A 20,885-nucleotide genomic window follows, 5' to 3' on the forward strand; every position below is an offset into this window, starting at 1 on the left:
AGCAACCAGCTACCAAGCGAGGAGGTCCTCATCAACCGTGAGCATGATACAGCGGAGTTGAGACCAGCGAAGAGGCAAAGGACCCTGAACAGTCGTCTGCAGGACGTTGCCACTGAGCCGCAGCTGAGCGAGACCGGCAATTCAGGCGCTCGCGTGCTGATGCAGGCCCCCACCCATCAAGTGGGTGCATTGCCATGGGAGGCGCAGCCCATGATGCAAGGGAGCGGACAAGAACACGCCGCGGCGCCGTACGCCGGAGGCAGTGGCGAGCACCTGGCACCGCATACCGGAGGCAGTGGGTCGATGCTGGGTGCCTCGGTGCTGCAGCCGGGTCACTCAACGGCGCGCCATCATCATGCGCCGGATTCGTCAGTGGTTGATCTGAATCCCCCCGCACCGTTCGAGTTGCGTGACCATGCTCGTTCTGTGCCGGCGGCGCCTGCCGGGCCAGCGTTCGCCAGGGCTGAGGAGACGCCCTCCGCGGTTGGCGAGGCCGCGGTGGCCGAAAGGCTGGCTCGGTTGCAAAAGCAGACGGTCGACGCTGATTTGTCGGGATATTTCGACTCGATTCCGCACGCGGACCTTCTACGATCGCCATGGGAGGCGCAACTCATGACGCAAGGGAGCGGACAAGAACACGCCGCGGCGCCCTACGCCGGAGGCAGTGGGTCGATGCTGGGTGCCTCGGTGCTGCAGCCGGGTCACTCAACGGCGCGCCATCTTCATGCGCCGGATTCGTCAGTGGTTGATCTGAATCCCCCCTCACCGTCCGAGTTGCGTGACCCTGCTCGTTCTGTGCCGGCGGCGCCTGCCGGGCCAGCGTTCGCCAGGGCTGAGGAGACGCCCTCCGCGGTTGGCGAGGCCGCGGTGGCCGAAAGGCTGGCTCGGTTGCAAAAGCAGACGGTCGACGCTGATTTGTCGGGATATTTCGACTCGATTCCGCACGCGGACCTTCTACGATCGCCATGGGAGGCGCAACTCATGACGCAAGGGCGCGGACAAGAACACGCCGCGGCGCCCTACGCCGGAGGCAGTGGGTCGATGCTGGGTGCCTCGGTGCTGCAGCCGGGTCACTCAAGGGCGCGCCATCATGATGCGCCGGATTCGTCAGTGGTTGATCTGAATCCCCTCGCACCGTTCGAGTTGCGTGACCATGCTCGTTCTGTGCCGGCGGCGCCTGCCGGGCCAGCGTTCGCCAGGGCTGAGGAGACGCCCTCCGCGGTTGGCGAGGCCGCGGTGGCCGAAAGGTGGGCTCGGTTGCAAAAGCAAATGGACGAACCAGTGCATGATCCCGGCCCTCAAGTGGATACATCGCCATGGGAGGCGCAACTCATGGTGCAAGGGAGCGGACAAGAACACGCCGCGGCGCCCTACGCCGGAGGCAGTGGATCGATGCTGGGTGCCTCGGTGCTGCAGCCGGGTCACTCAACGGCGCGCCATCATCATGCGCCGGATTCGTCAGTGGTTGATCTGAATCCCCCCGCACCGTCCGAGTTGCGTGACCCTGCTCGTTCTGTGCCGGCGGCGGTGCAGCCAGATCCTCCAATAGGGGTCTCCGGTCCCGACAAGCGTCCTCTTTATTCCAACGATGCGACCGTTGTCGAAGGGCTGAGGTCAGCATTGGAGAGCACGGTCAAGCGCCATGTAAATTCTCTTCTCGGCTTTGGTCGTTGGCTCTTTGATAATAACAGGCCGGGATTTGCTGCTCGGCTTCACGAGGAGTCGCTGGATCCGGATCTCAAGGAGTACGAGAGCAAGAGTGGCTCCTCGGACGTGGCTAGAGCAGTGGGTCATCTCAAGACGTGGGCGGGCGGAGCGCCAGTGCTGGACCGCGCCGCTGTCCGGAATCCCGACCCTGCCGACGCCGCGCTCATCAGAGATTACACAGCGGCTCCCATCAGAGAGTACAAGGCAGCGCCGACCGGGCCGAATCCCGGTACCATTCAGACCTATGGATCTGCTCCTAGACGTTTCAGTGAATACCTGCATGAAAACAACAAGCCGGGGATTGCGGATCGGCTTCACGAGGGGTCGCTGGATGAAGATGCCAAGCGCTATGTGAACTCCGGTGGGATCAGTGCACTAGCTCATCTCCGGAAGCCCGAACTCGGGCGCGAAATTGCCCTTGCTGCTCGTCCGGAAGACGCAGTCGGCATGGAGGCTCGTGCCATTGGGGACGCCGCTGCGCAGCGCAGCGGGCCGCAGGAGGCATTGGGTCGGCCAGAGAAGCCCCCTGGGAAAGCTAAAGACGGGCGGGTGCTCGGCGCATTGGAATTGCTAGGCGACGAACATATCCAGAGGGATTACCAGCTCCTGGAGCAGGAGTTGCAGGGGAACAATCCAGATCTCGCCGCCCGGACGCGGTTCGTGGATCCCCTCGTAGCCAATTATCATCTGCGCTTGGGCTCCAAGAGCGACAGGCTAAGCGCATTCCAGCGCATCGTCCATAATCAGAACGGTAACGACACAGCCGACTTCCTGTTCGTGCCAGTGAGCGATGGCGGTAAGACTCTTGCGGAGCGCGGCACCCATTGGTCGCTGCTGTTCGTTGATCGCAGCGACCGGGAACGGCCGGTTGCCTATCATTATGACTCCGTCAGCGGATGGCATGACCCGCTTGCAAAAAAGCTCGCAAAAAATCTGGGCGTCAGCCTGGAGACCCGCGTGGACTCACCCCGCATCGCCCAGCAGAGAAACGAGGTGGATTGCGGAGTCCACGTGGTGGACGGCACGCGGGCGCTGGTTGGGCGATTGCAAAGATCGCAGCCAGACCTGCCAGACGTGAACCTCAACAACCTCGTCGTCAATCGGCAGGCACTACAAACCCGCCTCAGGGGTGACGATACATTCGGAACGGCAAATAATCTCACGAACTTTGAACTCATGGACCGACAGGCCCGAGACGCGGTTAAGGAAAGCCCCGTTGGGACGTTTCCCCAGCAGATCAAGCGGCTCGGCCAGTCAGCGCCAGACGTTGCTCCCGGGGACCCATTTAAATTTCAAAGTCTTGAGAGCAAGGGGGACGCCGCTGCGCAGCGCAGCGGGCCGCAGGAGGCATTCAGTTGGCCAGAGAATCTCCTCCCTGGGAAAGACGACGCTGTTGTGACATCGTCTTTCGTGCCAACTGGGCACCATCACCAAGCCTCGGATCCCGCAGAGTCCTTTCGTCCCCTGATCTACGGCGACCAGGGCGCGCCGGACGAGCGGATCGCTGCACAGGACAGGAGCAACCAGCTACCAAGCGAGGAGGTCCTCATCAACCGTGAGCATGATACAGCGGAGTTGAGACCAGCGAAGAGGCAAAGGACCCCGAACAGTCGTCTGCAGGACGTTGCCACTGAGCCGCAGCTGAGCGAGATCGGCAATTCAGGCGCTCGCGTGCTGATGCAGGCCCCCACCCATCAAGTGGGTGCATTGCCATGGGAGGCGCGGCCCATGATGCAAGGGAGCGGACAAGAACACGCCGCGGCGCCGTACGCCGGAGGCAGTGGGTCGATGCTAGGTGCCTCGGTGCTGCAGCCGGGTCACTCAACGGCGCGCCATCATCATGCGCCGGATTCGTCAGTGGTTGATCTGAATCCCCCCGCACCGTTCGAGTTGCATGACCATGCTCGTTCTGTGCCGGCGGCGGTGCAGCCAGATCCTCCAATAGTGGTCTCCGGTCACGACCAGCGTCCTCTTTATTCCAACGATGCGACCGTTGTCGAAGGGCTGAGGTCAGCACTCTATGCCGGTAAGGTCCAGGAGAGCACGGTCAAGCGCCATGTAGATTCTCTTCTCGGCTTTGGTCATTGGCTCTTTAAAAACAACAAGCCGGGATTTGCCGCTCGGCTTAACGATTCGTCGCTGGATCCGGATCTCAAGGAGTACCAGCGCAAGAGTGGCTCCTCGGACGTGGCTGGGTCACTAGGTCGTCTCAAGACGTGGGCGGGCGGAGCGCCAGTGCTGGGCCGCGCTGTCCTGAATCCCGACCCTGCCGACGCCGCGCTCATCAGAGAGTACACAGCGGCTCACATCAAAGAGTACAAGGGAGCGCCTGCGACCGGGCCGAATCCCGGTACCATTCAGGTCTATGGGTCTGCTCTTAGACGTTTCAGTCAATGCCTGGTTGAAAACAAAAAGCCGCGGATTGCGGATCGGCTTCACGAGGGGTCGCTGGATGAAGATGCCAAGCGCTATATGAACTCCGCTGGGATCAGTGCACTAGCTCATCTCCGGAAGTTCGCACCCGGGCGCAAAATTGCCCTTGCTGCTCGTCGGGAAGACGCAGTCGGCATGGAGGCTCGTGCCATTGGGGACGCCGCTGCGCAGACCGCGGCACAAGCTCATGGCCACGCAGGAGAGCAGGGACCCATCTCTCGAGCTCAACAAGTCGCGCCAGCGCCGTTTGAACGGCACTTGGGCAAGAAGCGCGAGGCCCAGGACGGACTGACGAGTACACTTGACAGGAGCAACCTCGTGAACAGCGGGGGCGTCATCATAAACAATGAACATTACACAGCGCTGTTGAGACCGGCGAAGAGGCAGAGGACTGATAATCCGCAAAGCCGCGCCATGGGGCGGCAACTGAGCGAAGCAACCACGACGTCCATCAGCCAAGCCTCCGATCAAGCCCGAGCGGACCTAATGGCTTCCTTCAGAAGCAGGGAGCGCTCCGACGCGGGGCGTTGAGCTCCATGGCTGGGGTCAAATCGCCAAACCGACGCAAATTGTCGGACAGGGGAGGCCGCTGAGCCTCATCCGCTTCGATGAGAGCGGCGTCGGCGGGTTCTGTCGCAAACTTTTCGGAAAGGTCATTTGCCGCAAAAAATCGCTTGCGGCATCGCGACGAGCACTGAAGTCGATCAGCAGCCGCAAGAGCCAGTATGTCAGCAACCGGGCTCGAACACATCTCAACCGGTGAAAAGGTTCTCGAAGTCCGCGAGGCCCCCGCGGCGGCCATCATCATGTACGCGTTGCGGCACCTCGAAACCGCTTCCCTTGGCGTCGGATCAATCGTGTTGAATCAGCAAGCCTGGCCCCAGGAGGCGGTTTCAGGTGCATGGCGCAGTACTATTCACAAGAGGGTGCGAACGGGGCATAGCGTGCGCACTCGAAGGTGTCAGCGGGAGCGTCAGCTACATAGTCGATAACACGCGCTTTTTACCTCGGTCTCGGCTCGCAACGATGGATTGCTAACGGCGAACTCATGCTGGTCGGCAAGGCGATACTGGCTGGAGCATCAACTCGGCCGACGAGAGTGGCCACACCATCCTAGACAGGATCGGCCGATATGCCCGGCATCGCCGCTCTGCAAAAAGCACAGCGGGCATCCAGACGTTGCCGGGTTGACTATGGGTGTCCGAACCGCGAAAAGAGGCCGCTCTTTCTGAGTGGCGTGGGCCGGCAGTCTAACCCCAAGCCCCCCGCCCGGGCTGCCGGCGCGCTTCTAGGAACATCGAGGTAGATGACGAGACTCCGAACTACATTTCCAAAGCTATCGGTGGATTCACATTTCAAGCCCAATCGATTTCCTACAGCCAGGCGCGAAGGAACGTTCAGAATTCACATCAAGGTGCACCGCTGTTGCGTCCCGAACAGGTGCGGCTGCTCAATGACGAGTACGAAATCGTTCTCATCAAGGTCTGCCACCATTAAAATTGAGGAAGGTGCGATATTTTTCCGATCGCATTCTGAAACGCATCTTTGAAAGCCAGACAGGCGCCCTCCCGGAGCCGACGCCCTTGACGAAAGCAGACGGGGGGCTCTCCACAGAAAAACTCGATGAGCCGCTGCGTGGATTGGCGCAGGACTTTGACGATACAGTTTGATGTGAGGCTAGTATGAACCCGCGAAATAGTAATCCATCCCGTGTAACAGCTTTGTCGCAGGTGCAGGACGCCGGCTTGGAAGACGGGCAAGCGGTCCAGGCCCGGCGAGTGGGCTTTGAGCAGCACGTGTCCGAGGCGCTCCGGCCGCTGTTCGATGGTCGAGCTGACGAGCCGCCTACCGGTCCAGAGGAGCTTCTGCGACTGGAACAGGGGTTTCGCGAGGTGCTTCAGCGAGGGCAGGATCATCAAGCCGCCTCGTCTTTTTTCAGCGATCCAAGGATGCCCGCTGGACGGGATGCCCCCAAGGGAAGCGTGTCGGACGCTTTCGCAGCAGCCGGCTCTAGGCACGCCGGAGTTGAGGCCGCCGCCCCGCCAGTGTTAGCTGCCAGCCAACAGCAGATCCGGCCCTCGCCAGTTGCGTTTGACCGGCCGGTATCATCCTCGGCTGCTGCAGGCGTGCGCTTGTATGCCCCTTCGATGATCTCTCGGAAGACCAGTTCCGAAAACTGCGATCAGTTGCCCGCCTTGTGCTGCCGCCTCGCCGTCGAGGTCGAAACGCCCGCGAATCAATGGAAGGTCAGCGGGCCATGGGGGCAGAGTGCAACGGTGTCTACACCGCCTATTTGAGGGGAGAGGTACACTTGGCTTTCCTGTTCCAGCAGCATCCGGCCGCACACCGACGCGATGGGGAGCTAGAATTCAAATCGGACCTTCGCAAGGCACGCACCGCGGATCAAACGCCGTTCGTTTGGGAAAAATGGCTCAGTACCGACAAAGCTTCTGTAATGGCCCTAGTGGCCTCGGTTGCGCTCTTGGTCGCGATACAGTGGCAAGACCCCCAGATCAACGAGGCGGTCCTAAGCGAACTGCGGACGATTCAGATCAACTACGCATTGCTCCAGCGAGACGTCGCCCGCGCCGACATGGTATTGGACTTCCGTTCCGTTGCTTCTACCGGGCAAGCATTAAAAAGGAACCTTCAAAACTACCAACGCCTTGTTGAGATTTCGCCCAATGAGAGCTCCGGGGTGCACTCCAGGTTGGTTGCACAGCTCAAAAAGTCCCTCGAAAACACAGAAGCTGCCATCTCGGCCTCGGCCGCGCAAAATGAGCTTCTGCAAAGCTCTCTCGTACGCTTTGCTCGCTCGGCTAATCGCCTTCGGGGGGGAGTGTCGAACAGGCCTGAATTTTCCAATCTGATCCTTCAATTTTCGGCCAGACCGGGATTCAGCCTCGCATTACAAATCGATCAGTCTCTCCGCCGACTTCCTCCTAGCCAGGACCAAGTCACGGAGGATGTTGCCCGCGAGGGCCGCGCTATCCTGTCCTCAATGTTGAGGTTGGACCGCGCTGTCAATCGGATCCCATCCTTCGACACGTTCGCCAAGGCTGCCGAATTGGAGCGAGAACATCTGAAAGCCTACAGCTTCGCCAGCGCGCAAGCGCAGCGTACACGACTTTTCTTTGGCTTGGTGTCCATATGCCTCTGCTTGTTTGCGACCATTCGAGCCTCCACGCTGCATGTGCGGACGAACCGGTTGGAAAGGCGGTTAGAGCTTGAAGCGGCGATGAGTGAGATCGAAGCTTGTTTCATCGACAGTCAAGCAACGAAGGCTTCGCGGCGCTTCTCCACCGAAGCAGCGCTTAGACTCATTCAATGCGTTTTCAATGCGGATCAATGCGCGCTTGCTCTGGTGGATCCGAGTATCAGCAGGAATACCGAGTACTTTGTCGCGAACAAGCGCATGCGCGTCTGGAACGCCACGCTAATCAATGAAGTCGTCTCACTTGTACACCCGGAACAGCCAGTGTTTCGCGTCGTTCCCGCGTCGGAAGTGGTTCGGACTGCCGTAGGCACTACCGGTGTTTGTCAAATTGTTGGTTGCAGGGCCTCCGATCAGCAGGCTGCGGTTTGTATCCTTGTTTTTGAAGGAGATCGCTCACCACCCTCCACAGACGACCTCCTGGTTCTGGCGAGCGCTACTGTGCGTTTAGGCAACCATCTTGAAATGCAACGTGTACACACGGAACGTAACCTTTTTGAGAGTCGATGGGAGCATGCGGAAAGGCTGACGGCTGTCGGCACAATCGCAAGCGGCGTTACACATGAATTCAATAATGTTCTAGGAGCAATAGTCGGCTACGCAGAGATGGCTAAAGGTCTTGTGCGTCGCCCCTCGAGAATTCGGGGCCACATCGGCCAAATTATCTTGGCCAGCAACCGAGCCAAACTGATTATTGACCAAATTTTGTCACTAAGCCGAAATCGGAAGCGCGTGGCGATGCCTTTCGACGTCTCGGAGAGTGTAATGGATCTCGCGCCATTGCTGCGGGTTGCACTTCGTGTGGATGTTCAGTTGAACTTCAAGATCAACGAGTGGCAAACGGTGATCGAGGGCAGCCCGACCGAGATACAGCAGATCCTTATGAATCTATGCAAGAACGCGTCGGAGGCTCTCTTGAATGAGGGCCGTGTCGAGATTAGCGTTTCTCGCGCTCACGTCTGTCAAACGAAGCCCGTGGCTAAGGGCACCTTGAAACCGGGAGATTACGTTCTCCTCTCCATCAGCGACGATGGCCAAGGAATCGCAAGTTCGGTGCTTCCGCATATCTTTGAGCCCTTTTTTACCACGCGCTCTCGCGTCGGCGGGACCGGACTGGGTCTTGCTGCAGTGGACCGCCATGTGAGCGCGCTCGCAGGATGCCTTGACGTCACCTCGGCTGTTGGCCGAGGTACACGCTTCGATCTCTACTTACCGGCCTGCGCTGAGGAGCAGGTCAGAGCTGATAGCGCTTTCGGCCCATGCGATGGATCACTTGGCAACGGAGAAATCATTGCAGTCGTGGAGCCCGATCCAGCAGCGTTGGAGATCTACAACGATAAGATCGCCGCGCTTGGTTATAAGCCTGTCGGCTTCGCGACCTTCGAAAGTCTTTGCGACTGGATCGAGAGCGGGAAGGCAGCCGACCTCCTAATTTTCGATAAAGCGACTTTCCTCGGGCCAGGACAGCCCGAAGCCGTACGTACCACCCTGATGACGGTGCCCATCATCGTCGTTGGTGGAAGCGACCCCATGCCGATCACATCTGGTAATCAGACCTTCGTCCTTTGGCTAGCCAAACCGGTCTCGTCCAGGACGATGGAGCATGCAATTCGTAGGATGATAATGGCATGATGCCGCCGACGCGCTCAGGATACCGAGCTACCGAGGCAGTCGGAGGCGGAGCCGGCTGGGATCCAGCAAATACAAGAGCGTCGGACGATCGCTGCGCACCCGGCTCATGGCGAGTTCCTCGCGCAGGCCGGCGTTCCAATACCGGCTTATCGGTTGGCAACGAATGCGGCGGAGGTAGAAAGCTCGGCTGCAGAGATCGGCCTGCCCGTGATTCTTAAGCCGGCATTAGGCAGCGGCAGCATGGGTGTCCGATTGTGCCGCAGCCTCGAAGACGTAGCCGAACATACGACCTATCTATTGGGCGGAAAGCACATATGGCGGTCTACACCGAAAATACTCGTCGAAGAATTCGCACAGGGCCCGTTCTATAGCATTAATGTTATGGGGAATGAGGTCGTTGCGATTTGCGCCAATGACTTTGGTCCCCTCCCCCATTTCGTCATACGTGAGGTGACGTATCCGGCCCTGCTAACCGATCAGGAGCGTGAGCGCATCGCCGATGTTTCGTTGAGCTGTTTGCGGGCTCTCGGCCTTGGCTGGGGGCCAACTAACATTGAACTCCGGTGCACGAAACGCGGTCCAGTTGTCATTGAAGTCAATCCGCGTCTTAGTGGCGCGCCCGACCCTCAACTGGTCCAGTTAGCTTACGGTGTCGACCTCGTCACCGAGCACATCAAGCTTGTCAATTGGCGAGGAATGGGATCTGCGCAAAAAGCATTCGCATACTGCGGCCGCGCGATTCCTGCTTCCTGATCAAGATGGCACCCTGGACTGGATTGGTGGCGACACTCAGGCAGCTGCTATATCAGGTGTGGCCGAGGTCAAATTGAATGTTGAACCCAAGACACCGATCGTCAGGAAGGGGGATTTCCGAGACTGGATTGGACATGTCATTGCCACTTCGCCCAGCCGTGCTGAAACCGAGGGCGCCCTTCAGCGAGCGGTCGACTTGATCGATTGGTCGATCACCCCTTTTCCGGCGACAATAGGAGGTGATCGAGAGCACGATGTTTGTGGGGCGTTCGGGCGGCCCACCAGTTCTGTTCCGATCAGGCATTGACGGCTTAAGATCCTTGAAACGCAGCAGTTCCGTCTACGTCAATGTCACATCAAGTTTGATGAGGCAAATGCAGCTTTGGCCACACCTGCCCTATCTCCCGCGGAACTTCTCCGCGACCCGTGGCGAGGCCGTCGGCCCAATTTGGGCCCAATTTGATTGCCGCCCACCGCCGCCGCAGGACGAACATGCGCTTGACAAGACAACCCCGGCCCGTTCAACTTGAGGCATTCACCAGGGGAGTCCCGGCAAGGGGCTGAGATACTGCTGGCTTTCGCGGCGCAGTGACCCGTTGAACCTGATCCAGTTCATACTGGCGTAGGGACGGTGCAAGCGCTTTGCGGGAGTTCACGCCCGAGGTCCTGTTTCAGCAGGTCGCTAGAAGCGTCTTTTCATCCTTCCGGCACAGAACTGGGTCTCCAATGCAACGAGCAAAGGAGCCTCAAGATGAATGCCCTCACCCCCGCCGTCTCGACGGGACCGCTGCCTGCCTCACGCAAAATCCACAAATCCGGTACCATCCACCCGCAGCTCAGGGTGCCGATGCGCGAAATCTCTGTCCATCCGACAGCCGGCGAGCCGCCCGTCACCGTCTACGATCCGTCGGGCCCCTATACCGATCCGGCTGTCGAAACCAGCATCGAAAAAGGCCTAGCCCGACTTCGCCACGAATGGATTTTGGCGCGCGGCGATGTCGAAGCCTATGACGGCCGCCACGTCCGGCCAGAAGACAATGGGTTCGCTACGGGCGAACGCCTGACGCCAGAATTTCCAGTCCGCAACCGGCCACTCAGGGCCAGGGCCGGCAAGGCGGTGACACAGCTTGCCTATGCGCGCGCCGGCATCATCACGCCCGAAATGGAGTTCGTCGCCATCCGCGAGAACCTTGGTCGTGAGATCCTGCATGGCAAGCTTGAGCGTGACGGCGAGGCTTTCGGCGCGACGCTGCCCGATTTCGTGACGCCGGAATTCGTCCGAGAGGAGGTGGCGCGCGGACGCGCAATCATTCCCGCCAACATCAACCATCCCGAGAGCGAGCCGATGATCATCGGTCGCAATTTCCTGGTCAAGATCAACGCCAATATCGGTAACTCCGCCGTCACCTCGTCCATGGCCAAAGAGGTCGAAAAGATGGTGTGGGCGATCCGCTGGGGCGCCGATACGGTGATGGACCTGTCGACCGGCCGAAACATCCACAACATCCGCGACTGGATCGTGCGCAACTCGCCGGTGCCGATCGGCACGGTGCCGCTCTACCAGGCGCTCGAGAAGGTTGGCGGCATTGCCGAGGATCTGACCTGGGAGGTCTACCGCGACACGCTGATCGAGCAGGCCGAACAGGGCGTCGACTATTTCACCATCCATGCGGGCGTGCGGCTGCACTACATCCCGCTGACCGTTGACCGGGTCACTGGCATCGTCTCGCGCGGTGGCTCGATCATGGCCAAATGGTGCCTGCACCATCACCGGGAAAGCTTCCTCTACGAACATTTCGCCGAGATCTGCGACATTTGCCGCGGCTATGACGTGTCCTTTTCGCTGGGCGACGGCCTTCGTCCCGGCTCGATCGCCGACGCCAATGACGCAGCACAATTCGCCGAACTGGAAACGCTCGGCGAGTTGACAAAGATCGCCTGGGCCAAGGATTGCCAGGTGATGATCGAGGGGCCGGGCCATGTTCCCATGCACAAGATCAAGGAGAACATGGACAAGCAGCTCGCCGTCTGCGGCGAGGCGCCGTTCTATACGCTTGGGCCGCTGACGACCGACATCGCGCCGGGCTACGACCACATCACCTCCGGCATCGGCGCGGCGATGATCGGTTGGTTCGGCACCGCCATGCTCTGCTACGTCACGCCCAAGGAACATCTCGGCCTTCCCGATCGCAACGACGTCAAGACGGGCGTCATCACCTACAAGATAGCCGCACACGCCGCTGATCTGGCGAAGGGTCATCCGGCGGCGAAACTCAGGGACGATTCCCTTTCCCGCGCGCGCTTCGAGTTCCGCTGGGAGGACCAGTTCAACCTGTCGCTCGATCCCGAAACCGCGCGGTCCTTCCACGATCAGACCTTGCCCAAGGAGGCGCACAAGCTGGCGCATTTCTGCTCGATGTGCGGGCCGAAATTCTGCTCCATGCGTATCTCCCACGACATCCGCGCCGAGGCGCAGAAGGAGGGCATGGCGGCGATGGCGGCGAAATACCGCGAGGGCGGCAATCTCTACATACCGGCGGACGAGACCGGCGCACCGGCCATGCCACAGGCGCATGCGCCATCATGAGGGTGCTGGTCAAAGGGGCCGGTGTTGCCGGCCTCACCGCCGCCTTCGAGCTCGCCGCACGCGGCGCGGTGACCACCGTTGCCGAGACAAGGCCTGCCATCGAGGGCAATGCGTCGTGGTTCGCCGGTGGTATGCTCGCGCCATGGTGCGAGCGTGAAAGCGCCGAGCAGCCGGTGCTGGATCTCGGACGCGACGCCGCCGACTGGTGGGATGCGGTGCTACCGGGTCAGGTGATACGTGCCGGAACGTTGGTCGTGGCCGCGCTGCGTGATACTGGCGAGCTCGACCGGTTCGCCAGCCGCACGTCGGGATATCGGCGGGTCGCCGAAGATGAAATTTCGCTCCTGGAACCCGACCTCGCCGGCCGCTTCTGGCGCGGATTGCTCTTCCCCGATGAGGCTCATCTCGACCCGCGCCAGGCGATGGTAGCACTTCATGACAAGCTCGCGGCCATGGGCGTCGAATTTCGCTTCGGCGCCGACGCCCAGCCTGTTTCCGATTTCGATCGTCAGATCGACTGCACTGGAATCGCAGCAGCCGATGACAGGCTGCGCGGCGTTCGCGGCGAAATGCTGATCCTGCGCACGCGTGATATCTCGCTGTCGCGCCCGGTCAGGCTGCTGCATCCGCGCTTTCCGCTTTATGCGGTGCCGCGTGCCGACACGCAGTTCATGATCGGCGCGACTATGGTTGAAAGCCAGTCCGCCGGACCGGTGACGGCGCGTTCGATGATGGAACTGCTCGGTGCCGCCTATGCCCTCCACCCGGCTTTTGGTGAGGCCGGGATCGTTGAAACAGGTGTCGGCATCCGTCCAGCCTTTCCCGACAATCTGCCGCGCGTGGAGGCACTTGGAACTGCCGTCGCGATCAATGGACTCTATCGCCATGGTTTTCTTCTCGCGCCTGCCATGGCGCGCCAGGCTGCCGACCTGGTTTTCAATCAAGACGCAACCAAGGAGCTTGCTCATGAAACTGATGGTCAACGGCGAAGCGCATGAGGTTGCCGCCACCACGCTGGCCGAGCTGCTTGCCGCGCTGGACTATGAGGGCGATTGGCTGGCGACGGCGGTCAACAGCGACCTCGTGCACAAAGCCAAGCGGGCGGAATTCCAGTTGAGCGACGGCGACCGGATCGAAATCCTCTCGCCCATGCAAGGCGGTTAGACCATGTTAGAGCTTTATGGAACCGAGCTTCCGTCGCGCCTGCTTCTCGGTACCGCTCAATATCCTTCGCCGGCCATCCTTGCCGAGGCGGTCAAGGCGTCGGGAACCTCGGTGGTGACCGTCTCGCTGCGCCGCGAGATGGCAGGCGGCAGGGCTGGCGAAAAATTCTGGTCACTGATCCGCTCGCTCGGCGTCAGAATCCTGCCCAACACTGCTGGCTGTCACTCCGTCAAGGAAGCGGTCACGACCGTGAAAATGGCGCGCGAAGTCTTCGGTACGAACTGGGTCAAGCTCGAAGTGATCGGCAACCACGACACCCTGCAGCCGGATGTGTTTGGTCTGGTCGAAGCCGCCCGCATCCTGTGCGAGGACGGTTTTGCTGTATTCCCCTATACCACCGACGACCTTGTCGTTGCCGATCGGCTGCTTGCGGCGGGCTGCAAGGTCTTGATGCCGTGGTGCGCGCCGATCGGTTCCGCTCTCGGACCGATCAACATCACGGCGCTGCGCTCGATGCGCGGACATTTCCCTGATGTTCCGCTGATCGTGGATGCGGGGCTCGGACGGCCGTCGCACGCGGCAACCGTCATGGAGCTCGGCTTTGACGCCGTACTCCTGAACACCGCGGTCGCCAGGGCGGCCGATCCGGTCGGCATGGCGCGCGCGTTCGGCAAGGCGGTCGAGGCCGGTCGTGAAGCTTTCAGCTCCGGGATGCTCGAACCGCGCGACGTCGCCGTGCCGTCGACGCCGACAATTGGCAGGGGGGTTTTTTCATGAGGCTCGATCCCTTCTACCTGATCCTCGACAGCGCCGCCTGGATCGAACGGCTGGTGCCGCTTGGCGTTAAGATGGTTCAGTTGCGCATCAAGGATAGGGACGAGGCCACGCTGCGGACGGAAATCCGCCGCGCGAACGGCGTCTGCGCGGTCCATGGTTGCCAACTGATCGTCAACGACTATTGGCGGCTCGCAATTGAGGAAGGCTGCGACTTTGTCCATCTCGGCCAAGAGGATTTGGCCGCGGCCGACCTGCTGGCGATTAAGTACGCCGGATTGAAGCTCGGGCTCAGCACGCACGATCATCTCGAACTGGAAACGGCCATCGCTGCCGAGCCCGACTATATCGCGCTCGGCCCCATCTATCCCACCATCCTGAAGAAGATGAAGTGGGCGCCGCAAGGGCTCGAACGGATCGGCGAATGGAAGCGCCGGGTCGCGCCGATCCCGTTGGTCTCCATTGGCGGCCTCAACCCCGACCGGCTCGACGGCGTTTTCGAGGTTGGCGCAGACAGCGCGGCAGTGGTCACCGACATCACGTTGAATGCCGATCCCGAAGCGCGCACGCGGCAATGGATCGAAAAGACAAAGCCATGGCGCTAGGGCGAGAACCGCATGTGCTCGTGGTCGGGGGATCGGACTCCAGCGGTGGGGCTGGAATTGCACGCGATATCGAGACGATCTCTTCCATTGGCGTGCGCACCTGCCTTGCTGTCACCGCGCTAACGGTGCAGACGCACCATGCGGTCATGGAAATCCACTCTATGCAACCCGGTCTGGTGGCCGGTCAGATGCGTGCGGGGTTGCAGGCCAACAAAGTGGCGGCCATCAAGATCGGGATGCTCGCCACGGTGGAGATCGTCATTGCGGTTGCCGGAGTGCTGCGCGAAAATCCGCAGGTGCCGGCAGTGCTCGACCCGGTGCTGGCGTCGACGTCAGGCCGGGCGCTCCTGGAAGCCGGCGCCATCGCCGCCCTGAAATGCGATCTGATGCCATTTTGCCGTCTGGTCACCCCCAATCTCTTCGAGCTGGCACTCCTTGTTGGCTCGGAGCGGGCAGTGGATGAGGACGGCGTAGTGTGGCAAGGCCAAGAATTGCTGGCAGCCGGCGCGCGGGCTCTGCTGATCAAGGGCGGCCATGCATCGGGACCGCAATCAACCGATATTCTGTTGCGCCCCGATCACGAACCAGTCCGCTTTGACACGCCGCGCCTTGCCGCATCGATGCGCGGGACGGGCTGCATGCTGGCCAGCTCGATTGCGGCACATCTGGCGAAGGCGCAATCAATCGAGTACGCCGTGCGCCAGGGCAAGCTCTTTGTGTTAGAAAAGCTTCGGAAAACCCCAGCCGAATAGCCGTAGAGCCGGCTCAAGCGTTCAGCGGCTGACGCTGAAATGGAAGCCGTAGCCCTCCTGCCCTTTTTTCACAGGGCGTGACGGGATGAGGCCGCTTTGCAGATCGGAATTCAGCGGCGCCGAGACAAGCTGCCCTGCCAGGCCGGGAAAGTAACGGGACTCTTCCTGCGGCGAAGCGCACTGCCAGTCAGGCATGGGGATGCACTTGTGCCTCCTGGCGAGTGTGAGGCCGCAGGAGCGAGGCATTTCAGCGCGGCGGGGGCCGCCGGATCTGGCCCCGCAGTGCTGGAGCAAAGCAAAGGCCGGTTTGAGACGATTCCGGGGATTTCTACGAGGCTGCTCGCGACGCCGGCGTTGAGTTCTACCAGCTCCTGAGCGGCATACGCGACCAAACCCGGTTGAGTGTCACCGCAGGGATGTTCCACGAGTGGGACAAACAGCTGCGGGACTGGCTGGTCCGCGAATTACGACACTGGCATCGAGGGGATACGGCAGCTGCGAAGGTCTGGTCAGCGGATTTCGCCAAGATTGCAAACCTCCTGGAAAGTTTCGGCTGGAAAGTCCGAAGCACGGACTGCTTCAAGACGCTCGATGCGTGCCGGTTGGTGGTCAACGTCTACAAGCACGGCGCCGGAAAATCGCTGGATGACCTGAAGAAAACCTGCTCCGAGTATCTAGACGATCCGCTCAAAGGCACTCGGCCGCCGTGGTCAGAGAAACTGCTGAACCACACGCACCTCAAGGTGAGCGATGACCAGTTCCAGACGTTCTCAGACGCGATTGTCGCGTTCTGGCGCGACGTCCCGGCAATGCCGTAGGTGGCAGCAACAGGTTCCTGATTGGTTTGAAAAGGCCATTCTCAGTGATCGCGCCCAACGATAAGCATGCCAAGGTTTTACCCTCGCATATATCTTCGCTCCCGCTCCCGGCCATAAATTCTGCCACATATCTGCATTGCCGGGAAAGGTGCCATGCGTAACGCATTGGTCGATGGGCGAAGATTCCGCCCGCAAGCGGGTTTCGGGGGCTCTTGCCCGCATTGCGGTACAGACATGATCCCGCGCGCGGCAGCGTCTGGGTTGGTCGTGTCCCATCAGGTGGTGTAGCTCGGCGGTAGCGAAGCCGCTCACGAGCGCGCCGTTAGTAGCGCTGTAGCGAGCGAGCGGCGTGTGGGTGGTCATCGGCGCTTTCCGGTAGGGTTTGGTTGTTGACGCCAACCCATTTCGGAAGGACCACCGATGACCGACGACATGATGAACCTGCGCACGCTCGTGGAGAATACCCCGGATGCCGATCTGCTGCGGGAGATGATCGGCTTTGCCGCCGAGCGACTGATGGAAATGGAGGTGGGCGCGGCCACCGGCGCCCGCTATGGCGAGAAGAACCCGCTGCGGCTCGCCCAGCGCAATGGCTACCGCGACCGGGACTGGGAGACGCGGGCCGGCACGGTCGAGCTGCGCATCCCGAAGCTCAGGAAGGGAAGCTACTTCCCAGGTTTCCTCGAACCGCGCCGCATGGCCGAGAAGGCGCTAACCGCCGTTATCCAGGAAGCTTATGTGCAAGGCATCTCGACCCGGTCGGTTGACGACCTGGTCAAGGCCATGGGTATGAGCGGCATATCCAAGAGCCAGGTCTCGCGGCTGTGCGAGGAGATCGACGGGAAGGTGAAGGCCTTCCTCGAGCGGCCGATCGAGGGCGATTGGCCATACCTGTGGATCGACGCCACTTACCTGAAGGTCCGCCGCGGTGGGCGGATCGTCTCGGTCGCCGTTATCATCGCCGTCGGCGTCAACGCGGACGGCCGGCGCGAGGTACTGGGCATGGAGATTGGCACCTCGGAGGCCGAGCCGATCTGGACAGAGTTCCTGCGCAAGCTGACACGTCGCGGCCTGCGCGGCGTCAAGCTCGTCGTCTCCGATGCTCACGAAGGCCTCAAGGCGGCCGTCACCAAGGTGCTGTGCGCGACATGGCAGAGGTGCCGCGTCCACTTCATGAGGAACGTGCTGGCCCATGCCGGCAAGAGCGGCCGCAGGGTCGTCTCAGCCTTCATCGCCACCGCTTTCGCCCAGGAAACGCCCGAGGCCGCGTCCGTACAATGGCGCGCCGTCGCCGACCAGATCCGGCCGAAGGTGCCGAAGCTGGCGACAATCATGGACGACGCCGAGCCCGACGTGCTGGCCTACATGACCTTCCCCAAGGAACATCGCGCCAAGCTCCACTCGACGAATCCGATCGAACGTCTCAACGGCGAGATCAAGCGGCGCACCGAGGTCGTCGGAATCTTCCCGAACGACGATGCGGTCGTGCGCCTCGTCGGCGCAATCCTGCTCGAACAGAACGATGAATGGGCAGTGCAGCGGGCCAGATAATATGACTCTGGAAACGATCAGCCAGATGAGCGATGATCCCCTGATCAGCCTGCCAGCCGTGGCGCGCTGATCAGCCCGGCCCATGCCGGAGAGCACGGCGACTAATGCCGCCACCTACACCACGCCGCGGGACACGATCTCTGGGTTTGGCATTAGGCCAATAAACGAACACATCGTTGGGTCAGCAGACACCTATCTGTTCGGCCGGTCAGACCGCCAAATTCGATTCATTCAGAATTGGATGGGTACCGACCAAAATGAATCCCTAATCGACCGACTTCACAGAAAACGAAGCGATCTCCGGCCCTGACGAGCGAGTTTCGGCGTTGTCCGGGTGCTCCTGGATGAAAGATCGGGCTTCGCGCCTCATTTGGACAACGCCGCCAGGTAACCGTTTCCCTGAAACCTGCCCTTCATTCAGATTTGCAACATCAACGACTACCGGCTTCCTAGACCTACTTGGAGCCAATCGGAGGACAGCCGTGTCGGCGCCAGCCCGACCGCAAATTGCGGCCGACCCCATGGCAAACGTTGATTAGCCAATGAACTTGATCCACAGGCGCTTGAACCATGCGACGATGGCCCTGAGCCCCTTCGGCTGGGCGCCGCGCTTGAGCAGACGGTCATGGACGCGGCCCGCTTCGATCTGCGCGCGAGACATCTTGCCGGCCCATTGGATGCGGCCGCTTTTAATGATGTAGTGCGAGCCACAAGGGAAGTCGTGATTGCCGATCGACGGCCATATCGAGGCTCCCTCGTCTTCCATAATGAGGTCATATTCAGTCGGAACGAGCGGTGTTGAAACCTCCTCGCCGCACCCACACGCGCAATTATGCAGCGCGACGTGGCATTCGCGCGACACGTAAAGGACACCGTCTTCCAGTTGTTCCGGAATGTCTTCGACGAAGACCGTTGTAAGACAATCCACCCGAGCCATCATGTCACCCGGTTTGTGATATTGTTGCCCTCGATCATGTATGTCGCGTTCCTTTCGTTGCGCTCATCACGATAGAAGGTCAGCCAGCGTTTCCAGCGCATGACCGCCATAATCGCGTTCAAAGAATTGAGTTCGGCGATCTGGATTTCGGTTCCGTACACATCGGCCTCTTCGTCGTCGTCACCGAACGACAGATGGGTAGCCACTTCCGCCCACGGCATGCCAGGGGCAATAAACGTTGCCCTTGCGCAACCGTCGAGCGTGTTGTCGTCCAGCCCTATACCTATGCCAGTGTCGACGAATGCAATGCCCAGGCGAACCAGCCCTTCGGCAATCACGCGCCGCGACGATCCCTTATCAACGCAGACAAATACGAAGTCATAGGCTGAAAATTCGTCAATGTTGTCAGCCGTCACTCGAGTGGTGTGCGGCTTCACGCCCTTGTGCATGCGCGCGTAGAGCGCAGCGTAATAATCTACCTTGCGGGGGAAATTCTTCGCTAGCACCAGTTCGGGAGCACCAGGCGAACGGAAAAGATTGTGGTTGAGAAGCTGGTCGTCATCGTAGATGTGGATCTCGGCAACACGGGTCTTGGCGGCGAGGTCGAGCAGATAGGCACCGGTTCCGCCGAGGCCGATGATCGCGATGCTGCCCCTGAGTTTGCAGTTGGCGGCGAGGATTCCGTAGCGGACTGACGCAGAATCGGGAATCGCGAAGGGACTATCGTCCTCCGCACTGGCCAACGTGACGCCTGTACGCGCGTTGGCGGTCTTGTCGTGAGACCGCGCAGCAGCACCGAGGTGAGACTCATAGGTGACAACCTTGTCGTAAATGTTGGCATACTGGCCGGTGCCTTCTGGCTTCGACGAGAAATAATGGTGGACCTTGATGTCCGACCCCACAGTCGCTTCCTGACTATTATGGATGATATTTGTCATTGGCGTGCCATCGCGATGGCAAGGCGTCTCGCCGGCGAACCACATGGTGTGGTCCGTCAGTGGAGTCGAGGTCAGGCCTTCCGTATCCAGCGACAGAGTGCAGACAAGTGTGCCTCGACCAAGCGACATGTCCCGCTTCACATAGGGCACGCTGTGAACGAGGAGGACGAGGTCGCGCATCTCAAGCTCAAACCCCTCGTCCAGCAGTTGCTTCAGATGTGGATCACGACTTATCAGATCGGCGGACATTGAAGACCATCCCATTCTTGACTTCGATCTTTTCGCCCTCCACCAGATCACCTTCCGCGCCGTGTACACCTTTCAGGTAAGTTATCGTGTACTTGAATTTCTCGAAGTCGGCGTCAGGGTAGGCGAGAAGTGCAACCTCACGATAGCTGAGCTTTTTCTTGGGCACCGTACGCGGTCGCCCGTTGACTTTGATGACCACCGTCTTCGCTTCGCGGCTGCGGATGCGCTCGACTCCCTGTCCGCCCAGAGTCACCTCGCCATCAGCGGGAATGACCGCGTCGCCGGCGCTGTCCAGGATTAGCTCGAGTTCCTCATCGATGCTGGCGTAACGGTAGATGTCAGCTGCGGAGAGTTTGGCCGCCCCCCATTCCCAGCCGCGCTCGTTGACGGTGAGGGAGAAGGTCCGATCACCTTCGAATGAAAGGAACTCAGGCTGCGGCATCTGTCGCAGGTCGGTCGGCTCCTCAAGCCCGATCGAACGCGTCGACCCGTCCGCAATCTGGATGAGAATATAACCGCTAGCTGGATTGAGCCCGCCGATGGTGCGGACCTCGCGACCTGAGATTATGGCGTCATTGGTGGCGATCACGCGACCATCCAGCTTATATGTAAAGTTCGTTACGTCAGGCATTGAACCCTCCTTGTTTCGCATTCTGCACAAATCATATATGGAGTTTTTAGCCAATGTCTAGCTATTAATTGGCTAATTAATGATTGTTTTTTGATTGACAGGTATGGACTTTATAGCTACATGGAGAGTGCTGGTTAGGG

Annotated in this window: 13 protein-coding genes, 3 pseudogenes and 1 riboswitch; of the genes and pseudogenes, 12 read left to right on the forward strand and 4 right to left on the reverse strand. The window is 60.3% G+C overall.

The window, feature by feature from the left end:
• Window positions 1–159: 159 nt before the first annotated feature.
• From NKH43_RS22430 to NKH43_RS22475, 10 genes and pseudogenes are all read left to right on the forward strand, one after another.
• On the forward strand, window positions 160–4,671 hold the full coding sequence (locus NKH43_RS22430; protein WP_352860040.1) for a Ulp1 family isopeptidase: 4,512 nt from the start codon (window positions 160–162) through the stop codon (window positions 4,669–4,671).
• Between the two features lie 774 nt (window positions 4,672–5,445).
• Window positions 5,446–5,810, forward strand: a pseudogene (locus tag NKH43_RS22435) (type IV secretory system conjugative DNA transfer family protein); the annotation flags it as partial.
• A 641-nt stretch (window positions 5,811–6,451) separates the two neighbouring features.
• Window positions 6,452–8,986, forward strand: a complete 2,535-nt coding sequence (locus NKH43_RS22440) for a two-component system VirA-like sensor kinase (RefSeq protein WP_352859937.1) — start codon at window positions 6,452–6,454, stop codon at window positions 8,984–8,986.
• A 117-nt stretch (window positions 8,987–9,103) separates the two neighbouring features.
• Window positions 9,104–10,046, forward strand: a pseudogene (locus NKH43_RS22445) (ATP-grasp domain-containing protein); the annotation flags it as partial.
• A gap of 223 nt (window positions 10,047–10,269) precedes the next feature.
• Window positions 10,270–10,386, forward strand: a riboswitch (TPP riboswitch).
• A gap of 104 nt (window positions 10,387–10,490) precedes the next feature.
• A complete protein-coding gene (gene thiC, locus NKH43_RS22450) occupies window positions 10,491–12,326 on the forward strand; it encodes a phosphomethylpyrimidine synthase ThiC (protein WP_352859939.1) in 1,836 nt (611 codons plus the stop codon).
• The gene (gene thiO / locus NKH43_RS22455; RefSeq protein WP_352859941.1) at window positions 12,323–13,324 is read left to right on the forward strand and encodes a glycine oxidase ThiO; all 1,002 of its coding nucleotides are present in this window, start codon (window positions 12,323–12,325) and stop codon (window positions 13,322–13,324) included. Before thiC ends, thiO begins: the two co-directional genes overlap by 4 nt.
• A complete protein-coding gene (gene thiS / locus NKH43_RS22460; protein WP_352859943.1) occupies window positions 13,293–13,490 on the forward strand; it encodes a sulfur carrier protein ThiS in 198 nt (65 codons plus the stop codon). The genes thiO and thiS overlap by 32 nt, the downstream gene beginning before the upstream one ends.
• A gap of 3 nt (window positions 13,491–13,493) precedes the next feature.
• On the forward strand, window positions 13,494–14,267 hold the full coding sequence (locus NKH43_RS22465; protein WP_352859944.1) for a thiazole synthase: 774 nt from the start codon (window positions 13,494–13,496) through the stop codon (window positions 14,265–14,267).
• Window positions 14,264–14,869: a thiamine phosphate synthase gene (locus tag NKH43_RS22470; RefSeq protein WP_352859945.1), complete on the forward strand. Its 606-nt coding sequence runs from the start codon at window positions 14,264–14,266 to the stop codon at window positions 14,867–14,869. Before NKH43_RS22465 ends, NKH43_RS22470 begins: the two co-directional genes overlap by 4 nt.
• A complete protein-coding gene (locus NKH43_RS22475) occupies window positions 14,860–15,621 on the forward strand; it encodes a hydroxymethylpyrimidine/phosphomethylpyrimidine kinase (RefSeq protein WP_352478774.1) in 762 nt (253 codons plus the stop codon). Before NKH43_RS22470 ends, NKH43_RS22475 begins: the two co-directional genes overlap by 10 nt.
• A gap of 21 nt (window positions 15,622–15,642) precedes the next feature.
• Here the strand turns inward: NKH43_RS22475 and NKH43_RS22480 are convergent, their stop codons facing one another.
• Entirely contained in the window at window positions 15,643–15,816 is a 174-nt protein-coding gene (locus NKH43_RS22480) for a hypothetical protein (protein ID WP_023737084.1), read from the reverse strand.
• A 203-nt stretch (window positions 15,817–16,019) separates the two neighbouring features.
• Between NKH43_RS22480 and NKH43_RS22485 the strand changes: the two genes are divergently transcribed.
• Window positions 16,020–16,439 carry a hypothetical protein gene (locus tag NKH43_RS22485; protein WP_352859947.1) on the forward strand — a complete coding sequence of 140 codons (420 nt, stop codon included), beginning with the start codon at window positions 16,020–16,022 and terminating at the stop codon, window positions 16,437–16,439.
• 420 nt (window positions 16,440–16,859) lie between these two features.
• A pseudogene (locus tag NKH43_RS22490) lies at window positions 16,860–18,060 on the forward strand (IS256 family transposase).
• Window positions 18,061–18,525: 465 nt separating this feature from the next.
• Here the strand turns inward: NKH43_RS22490 and NKH43_RS22495 are convergent.
• From NKH43_RS22495 to NKH43_RS22505, 3 genes are read right to left on the reverse strand one after another with little or no spacing between them, the layout of a single operon-like run.
• On the reverse strand, window positions 18,526–18,927 hold the full coding sequence (locus NKH43_RS22495; protein ID WP_032898265.1) for a ubiquitination-like system serine protease family protein: 402 nt from the start codon (window positions 18,925–18,927) through the stop codon (window positions 18,526–18,528).
• Entirely contained in the window at window positions 18,927–20,114 is a 1,188-nt protein-coding gene (locus tag NKH43_RS22500) for a ThiF family adenylyltransferase (RefSeq protein ID WP_352859948.1), read from the reverse strand. Before NKH43_RS22500 ends, NKH43_RS22495 begins: the two co-directional genes overlap by 1 nt.
• Entirely contained in the window at window positions 20,089–20,745 is a 657-nt protein-coding gene (locus NKH43_RS22505) for a multiubiquitin domain-containing protein (RefSeq protein WP_032898264.1), read from the reverse strand. The genes NKH43_RS22500 and NKH43_RS22505 overlap by 26 nt, the downstream gene beginning before the upstream one ends.
• Between the last annotated feature and the right edge of the window lie 140 nt (window positions 20,746–20,885).

Source organism: Mesorhizobium sp. M1163 (genome assembly GCF_040318415.1).
Classification (GTDB): domain Bacteria; phylum Pseudomonadota; class Alphaproteobacteria; order Rhizobiales; family Rhizobiaceae; genus Mesorhizobium.

What these genes read in the sequence shown, in the direction of transcription:
- thiC (WP_352859939.1), top strand. Translation starts at nt 10,491, where the DNA reads ATGAATGCCCTCACCCCCGCCGTCTCGACGGGACCGCTGCCTGCCTCA.
- NKH43_RS22505 (WP_032898264.1), bottom strand. Translation starts at nt 20,745, where the DNA reads ATGCCTGACGTAACGAACTTTACATATAAGCTGGATGGTCGCGTGATC.
- NKH43_RS22475 (WP_352478774.1), top strand. Translation starts at nt 14,860, where the DNA reads ATGGCGCTAGGGCGAGAACCGCATGTGCTCGTGGTCGGGGGATCGGAC.
- thiO (WP_352859941.1), top strand. Translation starts at nt 12,323, where the DNA reads ATGAGGGTGCTGGTCAAAGGGGCCGGTGTTGCCGGCCTCACCGCCGCC.
- NKH43_RS22480 (WP_023737084.1), bottom strand. Translation starts at nt 15,816, where the DNA reads ATGCCTGACTGGCAGTGCGCTTCGCCGCAGGAAGAGTCCCGTTACTTT.
- NKH43_RS22495 (WP_032898265.1), bottom strand. Translation starts at nt 18,927, where the DNA reads ATGGCTCGGGTGGATTGTCTTACAACGGTCTTCGTCGAAGACATTCCG.
- NKH43_RS22470 (WP_352859945.1), top strand. Translation starts at nt 14,264, where the DNA reads ATGAGGCTCGATCCCTTCTACCTGATCCTCGACAGCGCCGCCTGGATC.
- NKH43_RS22430 (WP_352860040.1), top strand. Translation starts at nt 160, where the DNA reads ATGCAGGCCCCCACCCATCAAGTGGGTGCATTGCCATGGGAGGCGCAG.
- NKH43_RS22500 (WP_352859948.1), bottom strand. Translation starts at nt 20,114, where the DNA reads ATGTCCGCCGATCTGATAAGTCGTGATCCACATCTGAAGCAACTGCTG.
- thiS (WP_352859943.1), top strand. Translation starts at nt 13,293, where the DNA reads ATGAAACTGATGGTCAACGGCGAAGCGCATGAGGTTGCCGCCACCACG.
- NKH43_RS22465 (WP_352859944.1), top strand. Translation starts at nt 13,494, where the DNA reads ATGTTAGAGCTTTATGGAACCGAGCTTCCGTCGCGCCTGCTTCTCGGT.